Origin of the sequence: Citricoccus sp. K5, assembly GCF_902506195.1 — a bacterium.
GTDB lineage: Bacteria > Actinomycetota > Actinomycetes > Actinomycetales > Micrococcaceae > Citricoccus.
This window is the reverse complement of record NZ_LR732817.1, coordinates 2219543-2237347: the sequence shown is the minus strand read 5'-3', so window position 1 is coordinate 2237347 and position 17805 is coordinate 2219543. Positions and strand designations below refer to the sequence as shown.

The window sequence follows — 17805 nt, the reverse complement described above, 5'->3', positions numbered from 1 at the left end:
CGAGGAGACACATGGTCGAGACCACTGCCGGCGTGCCCTACCCCCTGGGCGCCACACCGGACGAGGACGGGGCGAATTTCGCGCTTTCCGTCGGCGAAGCCGCCGAGAAGGTGGAGTTGTGCCTCGTGGACGCTGACGGCGCCGAGACCTGCGTGGAGCTGACAGAGCGCTCTGGGAACACCTGGCATGCGTACGTGGCCGGTGTAGGCGATGGGCAGAAGTACGCCTACCGCGTGCACGGCCCCTGGGACCCGGCGTCCGGACTGCGGTACAACGCTGCGAAGATCTTGCTGGACCCGTACGCCAAAGCGATTACGGGTGACTTCAACTGGGGCCAGTACCAGTTCTCCTACGACTTCGAGGACCACGACGCGATCGACACCTCGGACTCGCTGGGTCACACCATGCTGGGCGTGGTGGTGGACGATTCCTTCGACTGGGGCGAGGACGAGCAGCCGGACATCCCCTTCAACGAGACCGTCATCTACGAGACCCACGTCAAGGGCATGACCAAGTTGCACCCGGAGGTCCCCGAGGAAGCGCGGGGGACTTACGCCGGATTGGCCCACCCCGCAGTGCTGGAGCACCTCAGGAAGCTGGGCGTGACGGCCGTGGAACTGATGCCAGTGCACCAGTTCACCAATGACTCCTCCCTGCAGGACAAGGGGCTCTCCAACTACTGGGGGTACAACACCCTGGGCTACTTCGCCCCGCAGAACACGTACTCCTCGGCCGGGGACACCGGAGGGCAGGTGCGCGAGTTCAAACAGATGGTCAAGGACCTGCACGCCGCCGGGCTAGAGGTGATCCTGGACGTGGTCTACAACCACACCGCGGAGGGCAACCACATGGGGCCCACTCTGTCCTTCCGCGGCATCGACAACGTGAACTACTACCACCTGGTGGAGGGCGACGAGCGCCACTACATGGACTACACCGGGACCGGGAACTCGCTGAACCTCTCCCACCCCATGGTGCTGCAGCTGGTCATGGACTCGCTGCGCTACTGGGTGCAGGAGATGCACGTGGACGGCTTCCGGTTCGACCTGGCCACCACGCTGACGCGTTCGGAGGGCGAGCGGGGCCCGGACATGCTGGGTGGGTTCTTTGACGTGGTCCGCCAGGACCCCGTGCTGCGTACCGTCAAGCTCATCGCTGAGCCCTGGGACGTGGGTTGGGCCGGCTACCAAGTGGGCAACTTCCCGGGGTTGTGGAGTGAGTGGAACGGGAAGTACCGGGACTCCGTGCGGGACTTCTGGCGCGGCGAGCCCGGAACGCTGGCGGAGTTCGCCACCCGCATCACCGGTTCAGCCGACCTCTACGAGGACGACGGGCGCACCCCGCGGGCCTCCGTGAACTTCGTGACCGCCCACGACGGCTTTACGCTACGCGACCTCGTCTCGTACAACGAGAAGCACAACGAAGCCAACGGCGAGGACAACAACGACGGCGAATCCCACAACAGCTCGTGGAACTGCGGCGTGGAGGGGGACACCGAGGACGCCGAGGTCCTCAAGCTCCGTGCCCAGCAGCAGCGGAACTACCTGGCGACGCTGATGATCAGCCAGGGCGTGCCGATGATCAGCCACGGCGACGAGCTGGGGCGAACGCAGCAGGGCAACAACAACGTCTACGCCCAGGACAATGAGCTCTCCTGGATCCACTGGGACGAGGCTGACGAGGACCTCATCGAGTTCACCTCGCGGGTGGTGGCACTCCGGCAGGATCACCCCGTGTTCCGGCGCCGGCGGTACTTCGACGGCCGACCCGCCGCACGCGCCGATGCGATGGCGTTGCCGGACATCGTGTGGCTCGAGCCGGATGCCACGGCCAAGGACGAGTCCGACTGGGAGACCTACTACGCCAAGTCGATCGCCTTCTTCCTCAACGGCCATGACCTGACGGAGACCGAGCGGGGTACCGATGACGGGACCGGGGGTGACCACGACTTCTACGTGCTGCTCAACGCGTATTGGGAGCCGGTGGAGTACACCCTGCCTGGTGAGCCGTTCCCGGATTCCTGGGATCTGGTGGTGGACACCGCCGACGCCACCCCGGACACCACCGAGTTCTCCGCCGGGGACAGGATCTCCGTGCCCGGCCGGGGCATTGTGATCCTGCGGTCTGCCCAGCGGTGACCGGAACGCGGACGAGGGTCGCGCCGGCCGTTGAGGCCTACCGGGGTTCGCAAAGTCGCCGTAGGGGGCTGAAGGTTGGTCTGATGGCCGTTGGGGCCGTCGTCGGACTGTACTTGCTGTTGGCGACATGGTTGGTCCTGTTTCCTCGCACCAACCCGGCGCCGCGGGTGGATGCCTTGTTGGTGCTGTACACCGAGGATGCTGTCTATGACCGAGCGGTGGAGATGGCCAACGAGGGTGTGACAGATTTGCTCATCGTCTCTCAACCTTACGGTGCCGACGACCGGCTCTGCGGCGGGTCTCGGACAGATACTGAGGTAGAAGTTGTTTGTTTCAGCCCCGAGCCCGTCACGACCCAAGGCGAGGCCATCATGGGCTCGGAACTGGCTCGAGATCGCGGCGTGGAAACACTGGGCCTGTTGACCTTTGATAACCACCTGGAGCGTGCGCGAATGGTCGTCTCCCGCTGCTGGGATTCAGATCTGCGCCTCTACGAGTTTCATCGGGACTTCAGTCTCCACGAGCGTGCCTACCAAGTGGTCTACGGCGTTGCGGCCTTTGGGAAAACGTCCTTGACTCCGGGTTGCACCACAGAATTTCCCCGACCCATTGAGCGGTCGGTCGAGTGGGTCAAGGATCTAACGCGTCCGAACCCCTGAAATATCGAGCTCGCTAGTACGCGCCATCCTTACCGATGACGGCTTTGGCGGTTCGGCCGAGGATCAGCAGGTCCTGGAGGAAGGACCAGTTCTCGACGTAGTACAAGTCCAGCCGCACGGATTCGTCCCAGCTCAGGTCGGACCGACCGCTGACCTGCCACAGTCCGGTAATTCCAGGTTTGACGAGCAAGCGCCGGGATACATGCTGTTCGTAATCCTCGACTTCAGCGGGAAGTGGAGGGCGAGGGCCCACCAAGGACATATCTCCTACAAAGACGTTCCAAAGTTGAGGCAGTTCGTCGATGGAGTAGCGGCGAATGAAGGCTCCGAACTTGGTGATCCGCGGGTCATCTTTCATCTTGAAAAGTACGCCGGCGCCCTCATTCTGCTCTTGGAGCTTGGCGAGTCGCGCCTCGGCATCCACCACCATGGAGCGGAACTTGTGCATGTGGAACCGTTCGCCGTTCTTGCCAACGCGTTCCTGGTGGAAGAAAGCCGGTCCAGGATCGTCGATTTTAACGGCGAGTGCGAAGGCAAGGAGGAAGGGCGACATCAAGAGAAGGCCGACACCGGAAGCGAGAATATCAAAGGATCGCTTGAGGAAGGCTTCAGGACCGGCAAGCCGCGGAGTCGACACATGAATTAGGGACAAACCGGCTACGGGCTGGGCATGGATGCGCGGTCCCGCGATGTCCGTAAGCGCTGGCGCCATGATCTGGCTGATGCGGCGCTCGGCGAGCTCCCATCCCAGTTGACGCACGGTTCTCGTCTTGAGCGGCGCACCGGCGGAGATCGCCAACGCGTCGGCATCGTAGTCCTCCAGAACTCGAAGGATCTCGGGGATTGACTGCGAAACACTGGCGACCGGGAGTGAGAGGCCTTCCTCGCCCTCGGGACCGGTGAGACTATAGCCCGGCAGGATGGAGGCGACTGGTTTGTACCCCGCGCCGGGAACGCCGGATAAGGATCTATGAAGGTGCTGGACGGCGCTGGGTCCGCCTAGGAGGACCACGCGCCGTATCGAACGACCAGAAGTACGCTCGCGGACAAGTTGCCGTCGCAGGACCCACCGCCCGATAAGGAGTGCCACAATTCCAAGCGGGAGGGCAATGCCCACGTAGCCACGCGCCAGATCAAGTTGGAAGACGTACGAGATGATGGCGATCAGCCCAAATAGATAGAGGGACGCCATGGCCACTCGCTTGTATTCGTCTGGGCCTGCACCGAGGATCTTCAGATCTCGAGACTTGAAAAAGCTCAAGAACATCCACCAGGCGATGCCCACAAAGATGCTGAAGGAAACGTAGGACGCATCCCAAGCGCCCTGGATTTCCGCGCCCGCTGAGAGGCCGAAACGAAGCGTTTGCGCACAGGCCACCGACGCCGTGATCGCGACTGCGTCTACAACGCCCATCCTCGAAACGACTCTGATGGTCCACGGCCTGTTGCGTGCAACTGCTCTACCGGATTCCGTGTGTTCGAGTACTGCCGCAGGCATGACGTGCAGAACCTCCAGTTTGCTCCCCGGTGCGGCCCATTTTGGTTCAGGTCCGCGATATGATCCACGATGACAACAGGCTCTGCGACTTTTAGGCGTGAGCCCTCGTACGGCCATTGCAGCGACGGTTTAACTGTAACGGACATTGATGTCTTAGCCGTTTCTGTTCATCTCAATGCCGGGCTGTTGCAGCCCGAATCATCGGGGAAAGGAGCGACAACCAGCAAGCAAGTCAGACGAAGAAGTAATACAGGTTCTTCAACTGGCCTTGTCAAGCCTCGAATACTGCCTCTAAGGGCTGGAGCGTTACTGACCTCCCGATAGGATGATCCGCATGATCATCGGCATTGGCGTGGACGTCGTCCTGGTAACCCGTTTCAAGCAGCAATTGGCCAAGGCACCGGCCCTGCGGGACCGCCTCTTCACGCCAGCTGAGCGTGAACTCAACACCCGGTCCCTCGCCGCCCGCTTCGCGGCCAAGGAGGCCGTGGCCAAGGCCCTCGGTGCTCCGGCCGGCATGAACTGGCAGCACTGCCAGATCGACATTGACGCCGCCGGTGCCCCCCACGTCGTGGCCATCGGTACCGTAGCCGACGTGGCCGATGCCAAGGGCGTCAAGAAGTGGCATCTGTCCCTCAGCCACGACGGAGACGTGGCCACCGCAATGGTCGTCGCCGAAGGCTGAGGTCGCGAAGAGCCTGCCTTAGATTCTTGAGCAGACCAATGCCGAGCAGAATGGATGGGTTAAGCGTGGCCCATGGTTTACAGCAGTAAGGCCTAAGGCCCTCTCTGGTTACGAGTGCAGTTCGCTTAGCGCAGATGGCGCCATGTGGTGTTTTGGCTATGATGGAACTGGGCTAATCCGGCATTTAGGTAAGGCTGGACACGACGAAGGCCCCGCACGGTGGCGGGGCCTTGGACATCGTCTATCCCGTCTGGCGCGGTTGGTTAGAACGTGGTCGGCACGTCAGGCCGTGGTGTCATCTTTGATGAGCCCCATTTTTTCCAGTGCGGTGAGTAGATTGGCCAGCGCTGTTCCATCGGAACGCGAACCGCGAATTGTTGGTTTACCAGTGGGAGTAGCGCCGAAGAATCCGAGAGGTCCTGTGCCTAGTTGAATGCCACGCGAGGAGCGGTGAAACCGAATCACATCACCGAGGTTACCGCCGCGATCGTCGCGGGCGATCAGCACGAGATCAGAGCCAGCATTGCCCCCATGCTCTGTGGCACTGTCGCGGCGCAGGAGCCAGCGATCGGTTCCGCCAGCCTGGAATGATAGTACCGACAGAGCGCCTTCTGCTCCGTTGATACGCAACGTCCGGTGGCCGGATCCCGCGCCAACGGTGGCATCATTCGTCACTTGGACATCCCCAAACAGGGACGCCCCCAGCGGCGCATACACACTCCAGTTCTCATGAGTTCCCACGGTCTGTGGCTCGATGTGGAGTCCGTAGACTCGGTTCACAGTGAACCCGCGGGGCGGTGCGGCCACGGTTTGAGCCCGAATCAGCGAGAAGTTCGTCAGAATACCGGTTGGAGTGCCTTGCCAATGCAGGTTCGCAGTGATGGAGCGGGCGTCTGAAATCTGGCTATTGCCGGCCGTGCCCGAGACCGCCGTGGTGGCCTCGAAGGCATTGAGAAATGTGGCGTTCTGAATCGCTTCTAGTCGCAATTCGGAGGCTCCGCCGACGTGGACGAGTTGGCCCATGTCTCCCTTCAAGCGGTGCTGCAGGTACATGGCCTGAGACTCTTTCTTGGGGTTCAAGCGTTGCTTGCCCGCCACCCACACGTCCGTGTCATACGGCTGCGTGAACCCGTGTCCATTGATTCTGAACTGTGATGCCTGGCCTATCAGATTGACGCCCGCAGAGAAGGACTGCTCGTTCGCAAATGTGCGCGGTTGGACCACCACATTGTCAAGGGCGGCACGTGTCTGGGTGCTTTCGTCCTTGATCTTCGCCGCGATCTGCGCGTCACTTACCTCGGCTGGGGCCTGTTCGACGTTGAGGCCTGCCGACGCCACGACGCCAGCTGCTGCTGCTGCCAGGGTGGCTCGACGGGTCGGTGTGCTGAAATAACCTTCAGACATGTTCGCTACCGCCTTGCTTGGGGTGGATCCCCCTCCGTTCCCAAGACCCTAGATCTGGGTCTTGCCATCAGGAACACGAGTCGGTACCTGCCGTTGCGTGTACTAAGCCATCGGAATCGCGTAATTGCACTCGAATGCCGACAGCGGGTTGATCGCCACTGTCGCGGGTTCCATCTTTGTTTCAATCGCACCCCTCCAGATGATCGTGGCCGCCGATGGAGGCCTACTTCTCCTGTGAGTGAAGCGCCCTGGGTTTGGTTCCGAGTCTCACGAAGGAGAATCGGTACATGCCCAAGAAGTTCACCCCTGAGTTCCGCGATCGAGCGGTCCGGATGGTCCTCGACCGACAAGCCGCTGAAGGTGGTCCCTGGATGCCGGCCAGGATGAGGGTGGACAGCGGGTAGTAGATCATCGGTTTGTCATAGACCGGGACCAGTTGTTTGCTCACACCCAGGGTGATCGGGTGCAGCCGGGAGCCGGTGCCCCCGGCCAGGATGATGCCCTTCATGGTCTCGAACCTAGGGGGAGGCTGTTGACGGGATAAGGCGGGCCAGTACTCGTCTTCTACGCGGTTTCACCGGGGGCACGGTGGTGCGCTGCTCTCGACCTGCCTGTTGGTATTGAATGGCATTGACGCTCGTGAGGATGAAAAATAAAGTCCTGCCAGGAATGAAGCTTCAACAGTTCATTCGCCCAGCGAGTGATCCTCCGCCGCTGGCATTTCCCACCCTCTTTTCCGTCCGTCTCACGGCGCCCTCTTCCAAGGGTGTTTCAAGCATCGACTCATAGGGGCACCCATGACCACCCAACCCTCCACCCGCTACCGCACCGAGTACGTCCGGAATCGGCGCCGCATCAGCACGAGCACGATAGTCCCCGCGGTGTTGATCCTGGTGGCCATGATGGTCTTCTTCGCCATGCTCCTTATTTTGGGGTAGGGGTCAGGTGCCTGGAGGGACCGTGTCGCGCAGATGAGCCGTTCGGTGCCTGTGACGGGTGGAAGAATGGCAGGCACTATGTCGACTGACTATCTGCCCGAGCAACGCCCTCCCTTCCGGGACCGCCCCCGCGCCGGATCCGGGCCCACCGGCACCTCCAGCACCACGGGACCACTGAAGCGCAACGGGCCGGCCGAGCGCGCGGCCGTCGTGGACCTGGCTGCCATCCGGCACAACGTGGCCACGCTGCGTTCCTGGGTTCAGCCGGCCGCGCTGATGGCCGTGGTCAAGGCGGATGCCTACGGCCACGGCGCGTTGCCCGTGGCCCGCGCCGCCCTGGACGCCGGAGCGACGTGGCTCGGGCTGGCCCACGTCTCCGAAGCCCTCGAACTGCGGGAGGCCGGCGTCTCCGCGCCCATGCTCGCCTGGCTGCACACCACCGGCACCCCCTTCGGCCGGGCTGTGGAGGAGAACATCGACCTCGGAGTCTCCGGCTGGGAACTCGAGCCCATTGCCGAGGCCGCCCAGCGCCTGGAGCGTCCGGCCCGCGTGCACCTGAAGATCGATACGGGGCTGGGCCGCAACGGGGCCACCATCGAGGACTGGCCGGCCGTGGTGGCCCGCGCCGCCGAGTTGCAGGAATCCGGCCTGATCCGCGTGGTCGGCATCTTCTCTCACCTGGCCGTGGCCGATGAGGAGGACCGCGAGGCCGAGACCGACGAGCAGCTCGAACTGTTCCACCAGGCCGTCGAGACCGCGCGTGAGGCCGGGGTAGACCCGGATGTGCGGCACATCGCCAACACCCCGGGGATCCTGCACCGGCCCGACTCCCACCTGGACCTCGTCCGCGCCGGCCTCGGCATCTACGGGCTCACTCCCTTCGCGGACCGCCCCGCCGCGGACTTCGACCTGATCCCCGCCATGACCGTCACCACCACGGTGGCGCAGAACAAGGCGGTGCCCGCCGGCCAGGGGATCTCCTACGGCTACCGTTATCGCACCTCGGCGGCCACGCGCCTGGCGCTCATCCCGCTCGGCTACGCGGACGGCATCCCGCGCCCGACGATCGCGGCACCCGTGGCCATCGGTGGTCAGCGGTATGAGGTGGCCGGGCGGATCGCCATGGATCAGTTCGTGGTGGACCTGAAGACCGACGACACCACGGTGGCCCCGGTGGGCGCCACCGTGGAGCTGTTCGGACCGGCTTCCGGGATCTCGGCCGATGAGTGGGCCGCTGCCGCCGGCACCATCAACTACGAGCTCGTGACGCGGATCGGTTCCCGTGTGCCGCGGATCCACGTGGACACCCGGCCCGGCGAAGACGTGGGTGCCCCGACGGGGGAGAGCCGGTGAAGGACCTGACCGGGGCGGCCTCGCGACTGCCCGAGTCGGTGCTGCGGATCGAAGTGGATCTGGAGGGGGCTGAGGCGACACAGGCGTGGGCCGCGCGCCTGGCATCCGTGCTGCGCGCCGGGGACGTGCTGATCCTGACCGGTGAGCTCGGCGCGGGCAAGACGACCTTCACGCAGGGCCTCGGCGCCGGACTCGGCGTGCGGGAAGGCATCATCTCGCCGACCTTCGTGATCTCCCGGATCCACCCCTCGTTGGTGGAGCGATCGGATGGTACTGGTGGTTCGGATGGGTCGGGGGGTTCTGACCGTGGGGGACCGGACTTGGTGCACGTGGACGCGTACCGGCTGGGCTCGGTCGGAGAGCTGTCTGACCTGGACCTGGATGCCACCGTGGACCGCTCCGTGACCGTGGTCGAGTGGGGGCGGGGACTGGCCGAGTCGTTGGCCGGCTGGCCTGACGATCCGGACGCCTCCTGGCTGGACATCGAGCTGATCCGAGCCACCGGCAGCGGCGAGCCGGGCGACGCCGGCACGCGGGCTGACGCTGAGGCCGGAACCATCATCACCGACTTCTCCGACGAGGACGGCACCGGCGCAGACGAGACGCGCACCGCCGTCGTGCTGGGATATGGGCCCCGCTGGGCCGAAGTGGAATTGCCCGCTGAGCCATCCTGCTCACCGCCGTCGCCCTTCTGACTGCACCTGGAGGTCGACAGTGCCCCGTTTTCCGGAAGGAACTCTCCGGAAAACGGGGCACTGTCGACCGCTGGTTGGGTTGGGCGGAGTGTGGACTAGCTCTGGTCGGCCACCATGGTCTGGTAGCGGTAGAGCAGGGTGGCGACCTCGGCGCGGGTGATCGGTCGGTCGGAGCGGTAGGTGTCGTCCTGATAGCCGATGGAGAGGCCTTCGGAGGCCAACCAGGTGATGGCTTGGTAGTGGGCGTCATCGGCAGGAACGTCGGTGAACTCGGAGTCCTTCGGTCCCAGGTGCTCGGGCTTGATGGCCCGGTGCAGGAAGGAAGCGAACTCGCCGCGAGTCACCTCGCGGGCGGGTTTGAAGGTCCCGTCGGCGTAGCCGGTGGTGATGGACTGATCCTGGGCAGCGGCCCAGGAGATCGGCTCGTAGTGGGTGTGACCGGCCTCGACGTCCGGGAACGGAGCGCCCTCGGCGGTGTATTCCGGATCGAGGTAGCGGTAGATGAAGGCCAAGGACTCGCCGCGAGAGATCTCACGGTCCTTGCCGAAGCTCCCGTCTGAGTAGCCGTGGGTCAGCCCGGCGTCCTGCAGCCAGCGGACCGGGGTGTAGTGGCGAGATCCGGGGGCGTTGTCCGTGAAGTCCGCGGCCGGCTCCTCCGGCTCGGTGGAGCCCTCGGTGACCTCGAAGGTCAGGGACTCGGTCGAGACGTTGCCGTGCACGTCCGTGGCGGTCACCTCGGCGGTGTGCTCACCGGCCTCCAGGCCCGCGGACAGGGGCAGGCGCCACAGGTGGGAGGTGCGGTCCGCCACCGAGCCGCCGTGCACCAGCTGCTCCTGAACGGCTGTCGGGTCCGAGTACTCGGCGCCAACGTACTGCTCCTCGCCCTCCATCGGCTGAGTGCGCTCGGCTGCCTGGGCCTCGCCGCCGTCCACCGAGACCTCCACGGTGGAGCCGGTGGCGCCCATGAAGAAGTTGGTGGTCAGCCAGGTGTCCGCCAGCTCGTCCTGGCCCACGGTGAGCGGGTTCTCGAACTCCGGTGCGGCGTCCTCGGAGTCGATGTGCTCCTCGAACCAGCCGCGGTAGGCCGGGGTGTTCAGGCCCAGGGCCATCTGGTCGGAACCGTCGTCGCCGGTGCGGGTGAAGTACTCGGAGACCTGGTTGCCCTCCAGGTCCATGGTGAGCACGCCCGGGTAGGCACCGTCCCGCTGCAGGGCGGTGGGGTAGCCGCCGTCGAGCATCTCGCCGGAGTACCAGTCACCGGAGATGGCGCCCACCGTCAGATGGGGGAAGGGCAGCTGGTCAACGTCGAACAGCTCCTTCCAGGAGGCCAGGCTGTCGCCCTCGCGCATGTTCTCGATCGCGTGCACGTGGCCAGCCAACGAGATGGCCTCGCGGCCCTCCAGCAGCTCGTAAATCTCCTTGACCTGGTCGGTCTGGTGCTGCGTGCCGCCCTGGTCCGCGAATCCCAGAAGCGGGATGTGGGCGGCGATCACCACGAGCTTGTCCTTGGGAGTGTTGGCGATGTCCTGGCGGAGCCACTCCATCTGCTCCTCGTCAATGGCCCCGTTGTACAGGGTGTCACCGGAGAAGGGGTACTCCACGTTGTTCAGTGCCACGAAGTGGGCATCACCCACGTCATAGGAGTAGTACTCGGGGCCGAGGCCCGCGCGGTAGGAGTCGAAGGCGTGCTCCTGCTCCGTGGCGTCGAAGTCGATGTCATGGTTGCCGGGCAGGAAGCGGGCCGGTCCGTTGATCATCTCCGTCAGGGTGCGGATGCCCGGGTAGAGGGACAGGTCGTCACCGGCCACGTCCCCCACGAACAGGGCGCCGCAGTTCTCATAACCGGAGCGGGCCGCGAGGTCGGCGAACGCGCCGGCGCGAGCGTACTCGATCTCCTCCTCGGTGTAGGTCTGCACGTCCCCGCCCACCAGGCACTCCTGGGTGGAGGCGGCGGCGTCCTCGTCTTGCGCCAGTGGGAAGTTGACAGCGTCCGGCAGGGGGCCGGTGGGCTCGAGGCCGCCGTACTTGAGTTCGGGGGAGCCCTCGGGCAGGTGGTGGTAGTGGAACTGGGCCACGTTGTCCTGGTCCACGGGCACCTGGTAGCCGGCGGGCTGGGTGACGAAGGCCGTCATGTTGTCGAAGGCCGGCAGCTCGTAGGCGCCGTCCTCATCGGTGGTGACCACATCGCGGCCGTTGGAGACGGTGACGTCGGCGATGCCGGGCTCGTCCTCGTCCTGGGTGGAGTTCTGGTTCCGGTCGTCGAAGACCACGCCCTCGAGGACCTCGGGGGTCTGGTTCGTCCCCTCAACCACCTCGACGGCGCCGCGGTAGGCGCTCTCGTCCCAGGCGGCGCCGGCCTGCTCGGCAGTCTCGGCGGTTTCTGCCGTTGGGGCCGTCTGTGCGGTCTCGGACTTCTGGGCAGCAACGGGGCTGGCCGTGATGGGGGTGGCTGCGGCGGCGGTGACGGCCGGGCTGAGCAGGGCGCCGGTGGTGGCGAGGGCCAGCACGCCTGCGGCCAGGCGGGCTGATCGATGGCGTGGGGAGCGAGTGATCGCGTTCACGAAGTACCTTCCGATGGATAGGGTTCCGGCCGGGGGTAACCGTTGACTCACCTACCCTGTGCTCGCCGCGTGAACGGCAGCCCACGGCAAGGTGTACACACGCAACGCCACCATGACGGTTGCCCGACCCGTGCTTGAACGTGCAAGTTCGGGTTCGAGCTGAGGTCTCAGTGGGGAGGGCGCGGAGGGACGCGTAGAGCGGAGACTCGGGGGCCGTGTTGGACGGGCCGGCGTGTGGCACGATGGGCGTGATGATCACCGGCTGACAAGGAGGGCCATGACGCTGCTCCGCACGCTGGTCACGGCAGCCGCCGGTGCCTATACGGCCAACTGCGCACTCGGTGCCGCGGTGGCCCTCCGGTGGATCGATACGTCGAGCATCCGCTGGGTCCATCACGGCCTGTACACCGTGACCGCCACGACGACGGCCGTGGCGGCTCTGGCCTGCACAGCGCGGCGGTCGCCGGCCGCCGTCGCGCTGGTCCCCGCAGCTGTTCCGTTGGTCCTCTTGCAGCGGCACGGAGCGCGACCCTTGAACCGGCACACCCACGACGCCCTGGCGGCGGCCCCCTGCTATGCGGCCGGGCTCATCCTCGCCTGGAGGTAACCCATGGAATTCCTCGATGCCGTGTTCAACCGGCGCACCACGAACGGGCCGTTCCGGCCGGACCCCGTCAGCCCCGAACACCAGCAGCTGCTGATCCGGGCCGCGGCCGCCGCGCCCTCCCAGTTCAACAGCCAGCCATGGCGGTTCGTGCTCATCGAGGACCGCACCACCATCGAGACGGTGGCCGCCATCAGCGGTGAGAGCATGACCGTGGTGATGGGCGCGGGCACGTTCTTCGACCGGTACAAGAAGTACTTCCGGTTCAGCCAGAAGGAGATGGACGCGGCCCGCAGCGGCATGCTCTTCGACAAGCTGCCCGCCCTGCTGCGTCCCTTCACCTCCCGTGCGTTCACGCCCTCGGGCCAGTCCCTGATGAACCGGCTGCGGGTCCCGCAGAAGCTCGGCGAGGAGAACCGCAGGCTGGTGGCCGGCTCCCCGTTGCTGATCGGCGTCATGCTTGAACGCGGTGAGTACCGGCCCGGGGAGCTGTCCGGCTTCTACTCGGTCTTCAGCATGGGGGCCGCGATGGAGAACCTCTGGCTGACCACGGTGGAGCTCGGCATGGGTATCCAGTTCGTCTCCTTCCCCATGGAGGCGCCGCACCAGTGGGATCGCATCGTGCGGATGCTGCAGGTGCCGGACGAACTGGAACTGATGGCCGTTTACCGGCTGGGCTACCTGCCCGAGCGGACCCACCGGCCCGCCATCGACTGGTCCAGCCGGGAGCGCAGGCGCCCCTCCCAGTTCGTCTTCCGCGAGACTTGCGCAACCCCGCAGCGGGGCTGGGACAACGACGTCCGGCCCGGTTCGGCCTGAACGGTCACGGGCACGCTCGAAGCCGTGTGTCGTGCTCAGGCCGGTCGGGGAACACCGATCCGGGTGTGCACGGCGGGGGCGGCGTGCACGATCGGGTCCTCGGTCGGTGACGGCAGCCCGACCCAGTGCAGGGGCGCGGTGAGGCTCCCGGCGGCAGTGGCCGTGGCAGTGGCTGTGTGCAGCGGCCAAGGCTCATGCACGACCGGCGTCCGCCAGAGCACGCGCGCCCTCCGGTGGAAGGCCGTCCACCAGCGGCGTCCGCTCGGCGGTGTCCAGCGGCCGACCGACGTCCACGACCGCCTGGAACCAGTCGTCCGGACGGGAGCGGATCCCGTGCGGCGTGCCGAACCGGTAGGTCCACCGCGAGCCGACCACGGACAGGGACGGGTGGGAACGCTCATAGGGCAGCCCGAGGGCGCGCAGGGCAGCGATGAAGGTGAGCCTGGGTGCGACCATCCCGAGGAACCAGATGCCGTCCCGACCGTCCTGGGTGCGCACGTAGGCCCGCACGTTCAGCTCCGGGAAGACGCCCCATCCCGGGGGCGGCGGCAGACCCGGCACGCGGACCCGCGCCATGCGGAACGGGGTGATGTCGACCCAGGTGAGCCCATCCCATTCCTGCACCGTGAGACCCTCGGGAACCAGGCGTTGGACGGCGTCGGCCTCGTAGGGCCAGTGCAGGAACGTGAGGTCTTCCCAGTCCTGGAAATTGACGGGGAAACGAACCGAATGGTCGGGATTGCGTCCGCTCATGGTCGGCTGCCGCCTTTCACGCATGGTCGCGCCAGTCTATGGCGGTGAACCGTTGGTGCCATTCCGGACCCTTTCCGGCGTGCGGCAGCGGATCATGCCTTGGCGTTTTCACACCAGCGTTCGCGGACGGACTCATCCAGATCGTCCCAGGAGGGTGCTGGTGGCTGGTCCAGTCCGGGCAGCCATCGCGCGCGCTGTTCATACAGTGTCCGGCCTGCGCCGTTCCGGCCGAACGGCTCCGTGGGCTGATGCGAGAGAATCTTGCCGGTGGTCGCCATGGGGTATCCCTTGTTGTCTGGTCCGTCGTTCGACGTGTTCGATGACCAGATCATCACCGGTCCTTCGGTCTCGCCTTTGCCCATGCTGTGCGGTGCCTGTGGTCATCCTGCCGCGGCACGGCATCACCGATGCTTTGGCCTCCGGACCGGTTGCGGCAGGTCATGCAGGACCGAGGGCTGGGCCTGCCGCAGGCCGCTGGATAGCACCCTGTCCTCGCCGGCGGCAACAGCCGCGATGGGTACCTCTCCCCATCGCGGCCCCGGAGGGGGATCAGTACCGTGGTTCAGAAGGAATTCACCTTCCGTTACTGGCACTCGCGGGTAGGGGAGGTGCGGGAGGAGAACGCATGCGGACGCTGACCATGGACCTGCCCGAGGACTGGGTCCGGTACCCGGTGGACGGCTTTCACCTGGTGGCGACCGCCCCCGTGACGGAGTCCGCGGAGCGCATGCTCACGGACGGACTGCAGCCCGGAGGGCCCCTGCCCGAACCCGAACTGGCCCCGAACATCGTGGCCACCACCTATGCCGGTGAGCCGGCCGGACTCTGCGGCCTGAACCGCCTCTACGTGGTCGAGGACGTCACCTGCACGGTCGGTGGCTATCCCGCGCGCCGGATGGACCTAACCCGCTGGACCGGCCGCAACAACATCTTCACCCGCCGCTGGCTGGTCCAGGAGGCACTCGCCGAGGGCCGGGCCACCCTGGAGATCAGCGCCAGTTGCCTGATCAGCGACTACGAGCACTTCACCGCTGTCTTCGACGCGGCCATCGCCAGCGCCCGATTCGCTGTGGACGAGGTCCCGGCAGAGAGCGCCCCGCTCCGGGCCGTGGCCTGATGTCCGCCACTGACCGACAGGGCCGGTCCGGGCGGCCGATCGCGGACGTCGAGGCCCTGCAGCGCCACGTCCACGGGGACGGCCGCCGCCAGTCAACCAGTCCCGAGGATCCCGGCCTGTTGCGCAGCAACGACCTCGAGGTCCTGCAGTCCATCCACCACCTCGGCTCGCTCGGCCGCTTCGCCACCCTGCGGAACCGCAGTGCCATCGGCCGCCTGGTCCGCGAGGGGTTCCTGACCCTGGACGGCGTGCTGGACACCGCCGGGGATGACTTCATGGGCCCCGTCGCCACCGCCGAGGACGTCCTGGCCCTGCGCGGCCAGTGCGGCGCCGAGCGCACCCTGATGCAGTCCTGGCTCGCCGGGGGCCAGGTCTCCACCGTGTCCGGTGCGCCGGGCGCGGACGTGATGGCCGGCGTCGTGAGCCAGAGCCGTTCCCGGTATGCCGTGGCGCTCGCCGAGCGGGACGCCTTGGCCTCCCAGGTCTGCACGTGGGCCGGTGTGCGCACCGGGCCCGCACTGCTGGCCGGCGAGCTGCTGGTGGACGAGGACGAATTCACCGCCCGCGTGGCCGACCCGCTGTACCCCGCGCCGGACGGCTCGCCCGCCGAGCTGGCGGAGCTGTGGGCTGAGCCGTGGTTCGTGTGGGAGTCCACGTCCTCCGCCCTCGGCGTGAACCTGGCCTTCATCAGCACCCAGAGCAACGGCAACTACGTCTTCGGTGCGGATGCGGACGCCTCGCGCGATGCCGGCCGCCTCCTCCTGCGCATCGCTCCCGTCACGGCGCGGGCCGTCTGGGAGACCCTGTGGGTGCTGTCCCACGGAGGCGGTGCCGCCCGCGCCGGGGGAGAGGTGCTGGGCGTGACCCAGACCGGCACCCACCAGCTGCCGACGCCGGAGATGCCCGCCACCCGGTAGCGCCCCGGCTCCCACCCCTTGGGTTACGATCACGCTTGTCGGTGGGTGCATCGGCGCGTCTCGACGTCAACTGTGACCGTAACTACTAGCGGTCGCGCCCGGCTCTGCCGCCCCTCAGCGCACGGCCGTGGGGACCGGTGCCTCCTCCGTCCCTGAATTCCCGGTGTTTCCCGCATCGTCGGCATCCGCCGCGTGCGCTGTGTTCACCGCTGCGCGGGTGAAGTGGTGCCGACCGCCCTCGAGGGTCTTTCCGTCACCCATCGTGACCATGGTGATCAGGGCGGCGACGATGACCAGGATCCAGACGACGGTCAGGGGCACCGTGCTTCCGCCACTGATGTTCATCAACCCAGTGGCGAGGAACGGTGCCGGGGCGGCGAAGACGAGGGTCGAACCGGTCAGGGCCAGGGCTGAGCCGGTGTAGCGGATCCGGGTCGGGAAGGCCTCGGCGAAGAAGGCGCCCTGGCCGGCATTGCCGAACTGGGCGGACGCCAGGGCGAAGGTCACCACCAACAGTGTCAGGGGGAAGCTTCCGAGGTGGGCGACCGGGAAGAAGACGAAGGCCGCGATGAGAGTGCCGATGGACCCGACCATCAGGATCCTCCGGCGGCCGTAGACGTCGGCCAGACGGCCGCCGAACCACATGGCCACCACGGAGACCAGGTTGGCGATCATGATGATGGTGAACGTCTCCGTCTGGGTGAAGCCGCGGCCCGTCAGGTAGCTGATGCCGAACACTGAGACAACGTAGAAGGTCAGCACGATCGGCGCGTAGGCGAGCATCAGGCGCAGGATGGCGACGCCGTGGGTCTTGAGGACGGTGAGCGTGCCGACGCCTTCCTGGGCGTGCTTCTGCCCCTCCTTGAAGAGCGGGGTCTCCTCGACCTTGAGACGGATGTAGATGCCCACCAGCACCAGCAGGACGCTCAACAGGAACGGCAGTCGCCAGCCCCAGGACAGGAACGCCTCGGCACTGAGGGTGGCGGTCATGACGGCCAGGAGCAGGTGGGCCATCACCTGGCTGACCGGGGAACCCATGGCCATGACGGCGCCGTAGAAGGCCCGGCGGTCGCCCGGAGCGTGCTCCATGGTCATGAGTTGGGCGCCCGTGGCCTCACCGCCCAGGGCCACACCCTGGATGAAGCGCATCAAGACCAGGATCAGCGGGGCGATGAACCCGATCGTGGCGTACGGCGGGAGGAGGCCGATGACTACGGAGGCGGCGCCCATCATGATGAACGTGGTCAACAGGATCTGGCGGCGGCCGAACCGGTCACCGAGGTAGCCGAAGACGATTCCTCCCAGGGGACGGGCGAAGAAGCCCACGCCGAAGGTCGCGAAGGATGCCAGCAGGCCCATCCCCGGGTCGAGGTCATTGAAGAACAGGGCGGGGAAGACCGTGGCGGACAGAGCGCCGTAGAGGGCGAAGTCGAACCATTCGAGCGCGGCACCGGTGGCGCCGCTGACCAGGGCCCGCTTCGCCTGAGGGGACGGTGGCTCCGAGGGACGAAGGGAACGGCGCGGGGCGCGGTGAGGCGTGGTCTGGGACATGAGGACTCCTGGGGCGCTGGAAGCGGAGGCCGTCGCGGAGAGTGAGGGTCCAGGTGCGGACGAACGACGGGTGCAGGACCTGTTCCGGGGGAGGGGAGCAGCCCTGCGTGAGA

15 protein-coding genes and 2 pseudogenes are annotated in these 17805 nt (G+C 66.2%); 10 read left to right on the top strand and 7 right to left on the bottom strand.

The features are described 5' to 3' along the window. Positions 1–11 precede the first annotated feature (11 nt). On the top strand, positions 12–2138 hold the full coding sequence (gene glgX / locus BOSE125_RS09955) for a glycogen debranching protein GlgX (RefSeq protein ID WP_159552192.1): 2127 nt from the start codon (positions 12–14) through the stop codon (positions 2136–2138). Positions 2139–2221: 83 nt separating this feature from the next. Further along, positions 2222–2797, top strand: a complete 576-nt coding sequence (locus BOSE125_RS09950; protein WP_159552190.1) for a hypothetical protein — start codon at positions 2222–2224, stop codon at positions 2795–2797. Positions 2798–2810: 13 nt separating this feature from the next. On the opposite strand, the gene BOSE125_RS09945 is transcribed toward BOSE125_RS09950, so the two are convergent. After that, positions 2811–4211, bottom strand: a complete 1401-nt coding sequence (locus BOSE125_RS09945) for a sugar transferase (RefSeq protein WP_236557913.1) — start codon at positions 4209–4211, stop codon at positions 2811–2813. Positions 4212–4629: 418 nt separating this feature from the next. Between BOSE125_RS09945 and BOSE125_RS09940 the strand changes: the two genes are divergently transcribed. Then, positions 4630–4980, top strand: coding sequence for a holo-ACP synthase (locus tag BOSE125_RS09940; protein ID WP_159552186.1), 351 nt, complete (start codon positions 4630–4632; stop codon positions 4978–4980). 282 nt (positions 4981–5262) lie between these two features. On the opposite strand, the gene BOSE125_RS09935 is transcribed toward BOSE125_RS09940, so the two are convergent. Both BOSE125_RS09935 and BOSE125_RS09930 read right to left on the bottom strand, forming a co-directional pair. Further along, a complete protein-coding gene (locus BOSE125_RS09935; protein WP_159552184.1) occupies positions 5263–6384 on the bottom strand; it encodes a hypothetical protein in 1122 nt (373 codons plus the stop codon). 367 nt (positions 6385–6751) lie between these two features. Further along, positions 6752–6892, bottom strand: a pseudogene (locus BOSE125_RS09930) (sugar phosphate nucleotidyltransferase); the annotation flags it as partial. Positions 6893–7181: 289 nt separating this feature from the next. Between BOSE125_RS09930 and BOSE125_RS09925 the strand changes: the two are divergent. The 3 genes from BOSE125_RS09925 (at position 7182) to BOSE125_RS09915 (ending at position 9370) form a co-directional block, all read left to right on the top strand. Further along, positions 7182–7322 carry a hypothetical protein gene (locus tag BOSE125_RS09925; protein WP_159552182.1) on the top strand — a complete coding sequence of 47 codons (141 nt, stop codon included), beginning with the start codon at positions 7182–7184 and terminating at the stop codon, positions 7320–7322. Positions 7323–7400: 78 nt separating this feature from the next. After that, positions 7401–8675, top strand: a complete 1275-nt coding sequence (gene alr, locus BOSE125_RS09920) for an alanine racemase (protein WP_159552180.1) — start codon at positions 7401–7403, stop codon at positions 8673–8675. 53 nt (positions 8676–8728) lie between these two features. Continuing rightward, positions 8729–9370 carry a tRNA (adenosine(37)-N6)-threonylcarbamoyltransferase complex ATPase subunit type 1 TsaE gene (locus tag BOSE125_RS09915; RefSeq protein WP_159555017.1) on the top strand — a complete coding sequence of 214 codons (642 nt, stop codon included), beginning with the start codon at positions 8729–8731 and terminating at the stop codon, positions 9368–9370. 95 nt (positions 9371–9465) lie between these two features. Here BOSE125_RS09915 and BOSE125_RS09910 read toward each other — a convergent pair whose 3' ends face one another. Beyond that, positions 9466–11931 (bottom strand): calcineurin-like phosphoesterase C-terminal domain-containing protein, encoded by a 2466-nt coding sequence (locus tag BOSE125_RS09910; RefSeq protein ID WP_159552178.1) that lies wholly within the window; start codon positions 11929–11931, stop codon positions 9466–9468. 277 nt (positions 11932–12208) lie between these two features. On the opposite strand from BOSE125_RS09910, the gene BOSE125_RS09905 reads away from it, so the two are divergent. Next, positions 12209–12538, top strand: a complete 330-nt coding sequence (locus tag BOSE125_RS09905; RefSeq protein ID WP_159552176.1) for a hypothetical protein — start codon at positions 12209–12211, stop codon at positions 12536–12538. 3 nt (positions 12539–12541) lie between these two features. Then, positions 12542–13354, top strand: coding sequence for a nitroreductase family protein (locus BOSE125_RS09900; protein WP_159552174.1), 813 nt, complete (start codon positions 12542–12544; stop codon positions 13352–13354). A 35-nt stretch (positions 13355–13389) separates the two neighbouring features. On the opposite strand, the pseudogene BOSE125_RS09890 reads toward BOSE125_RS09900, so the two are convergent. Further along, a pseudogene (locus BOSE125_RS09890) lies at positions 13390–14107 on the bottom strand (DUF2071 domain-containing protein). A 92-nt stretch (positions 14108–14199) separates the two neighbouring features. Further along, a complete protein-coding gene (locus BOSE125_RS09885; protein ID WP_159552168.1) occupies positions 14200–14469 on the bottom strand; it encodes a hypothetical protein in 270 nt (89 codons plus the stop codon). Between the two features lie 263 nt (positions 14470–14732). Here BOSE125_RS09885 and BOSE125_RS09880 point away from each other — a divergent pair, with 263 nt between their 5' ends. Continuing rightward, the gene (locus BOSE125_RS09880) at positions 14733–15224 is read left to right on the top strand and encodes a hypothetical protein (protein ID WP_159552166.1); all 492 of its coding nucleotides are present in this window, start codon (positions 14733–14735) and stop codon (positions 15222–15224) included. Continuing rightward, positions 15224–16141: a hypothetical protein gene (locus BOSE125_RS09875; RefSeq protein ID WP_159552164.1), complete on the top strand. Its 918-nt coding sequence runs from the start codon at positions 15224–15226 to the stop codon at positions 16139–16141. The genes BOSE125_RS09880 and BOSE125_RS09875 overlap by 1 nt, the downstream gene beginning before the upstream one ends. Positions 16142–16255: 114 nt before the next feature. On the opposite strand, the gene BOSE125_RS09870 is transcribed toward BOSE125_RS09875, so the two are convergent. Continuing rightward, positions 16256–17692, bottom strand: a complete 1437-nt coding sequence (locus BOSE125_RS09870; protein WP_159552162.1) for an MFS transporter — start codon at positions 17690–17692, stop codon at positions 16256–16258. Positions 17693–17805 lie beyond the last annotated feature (113 nt).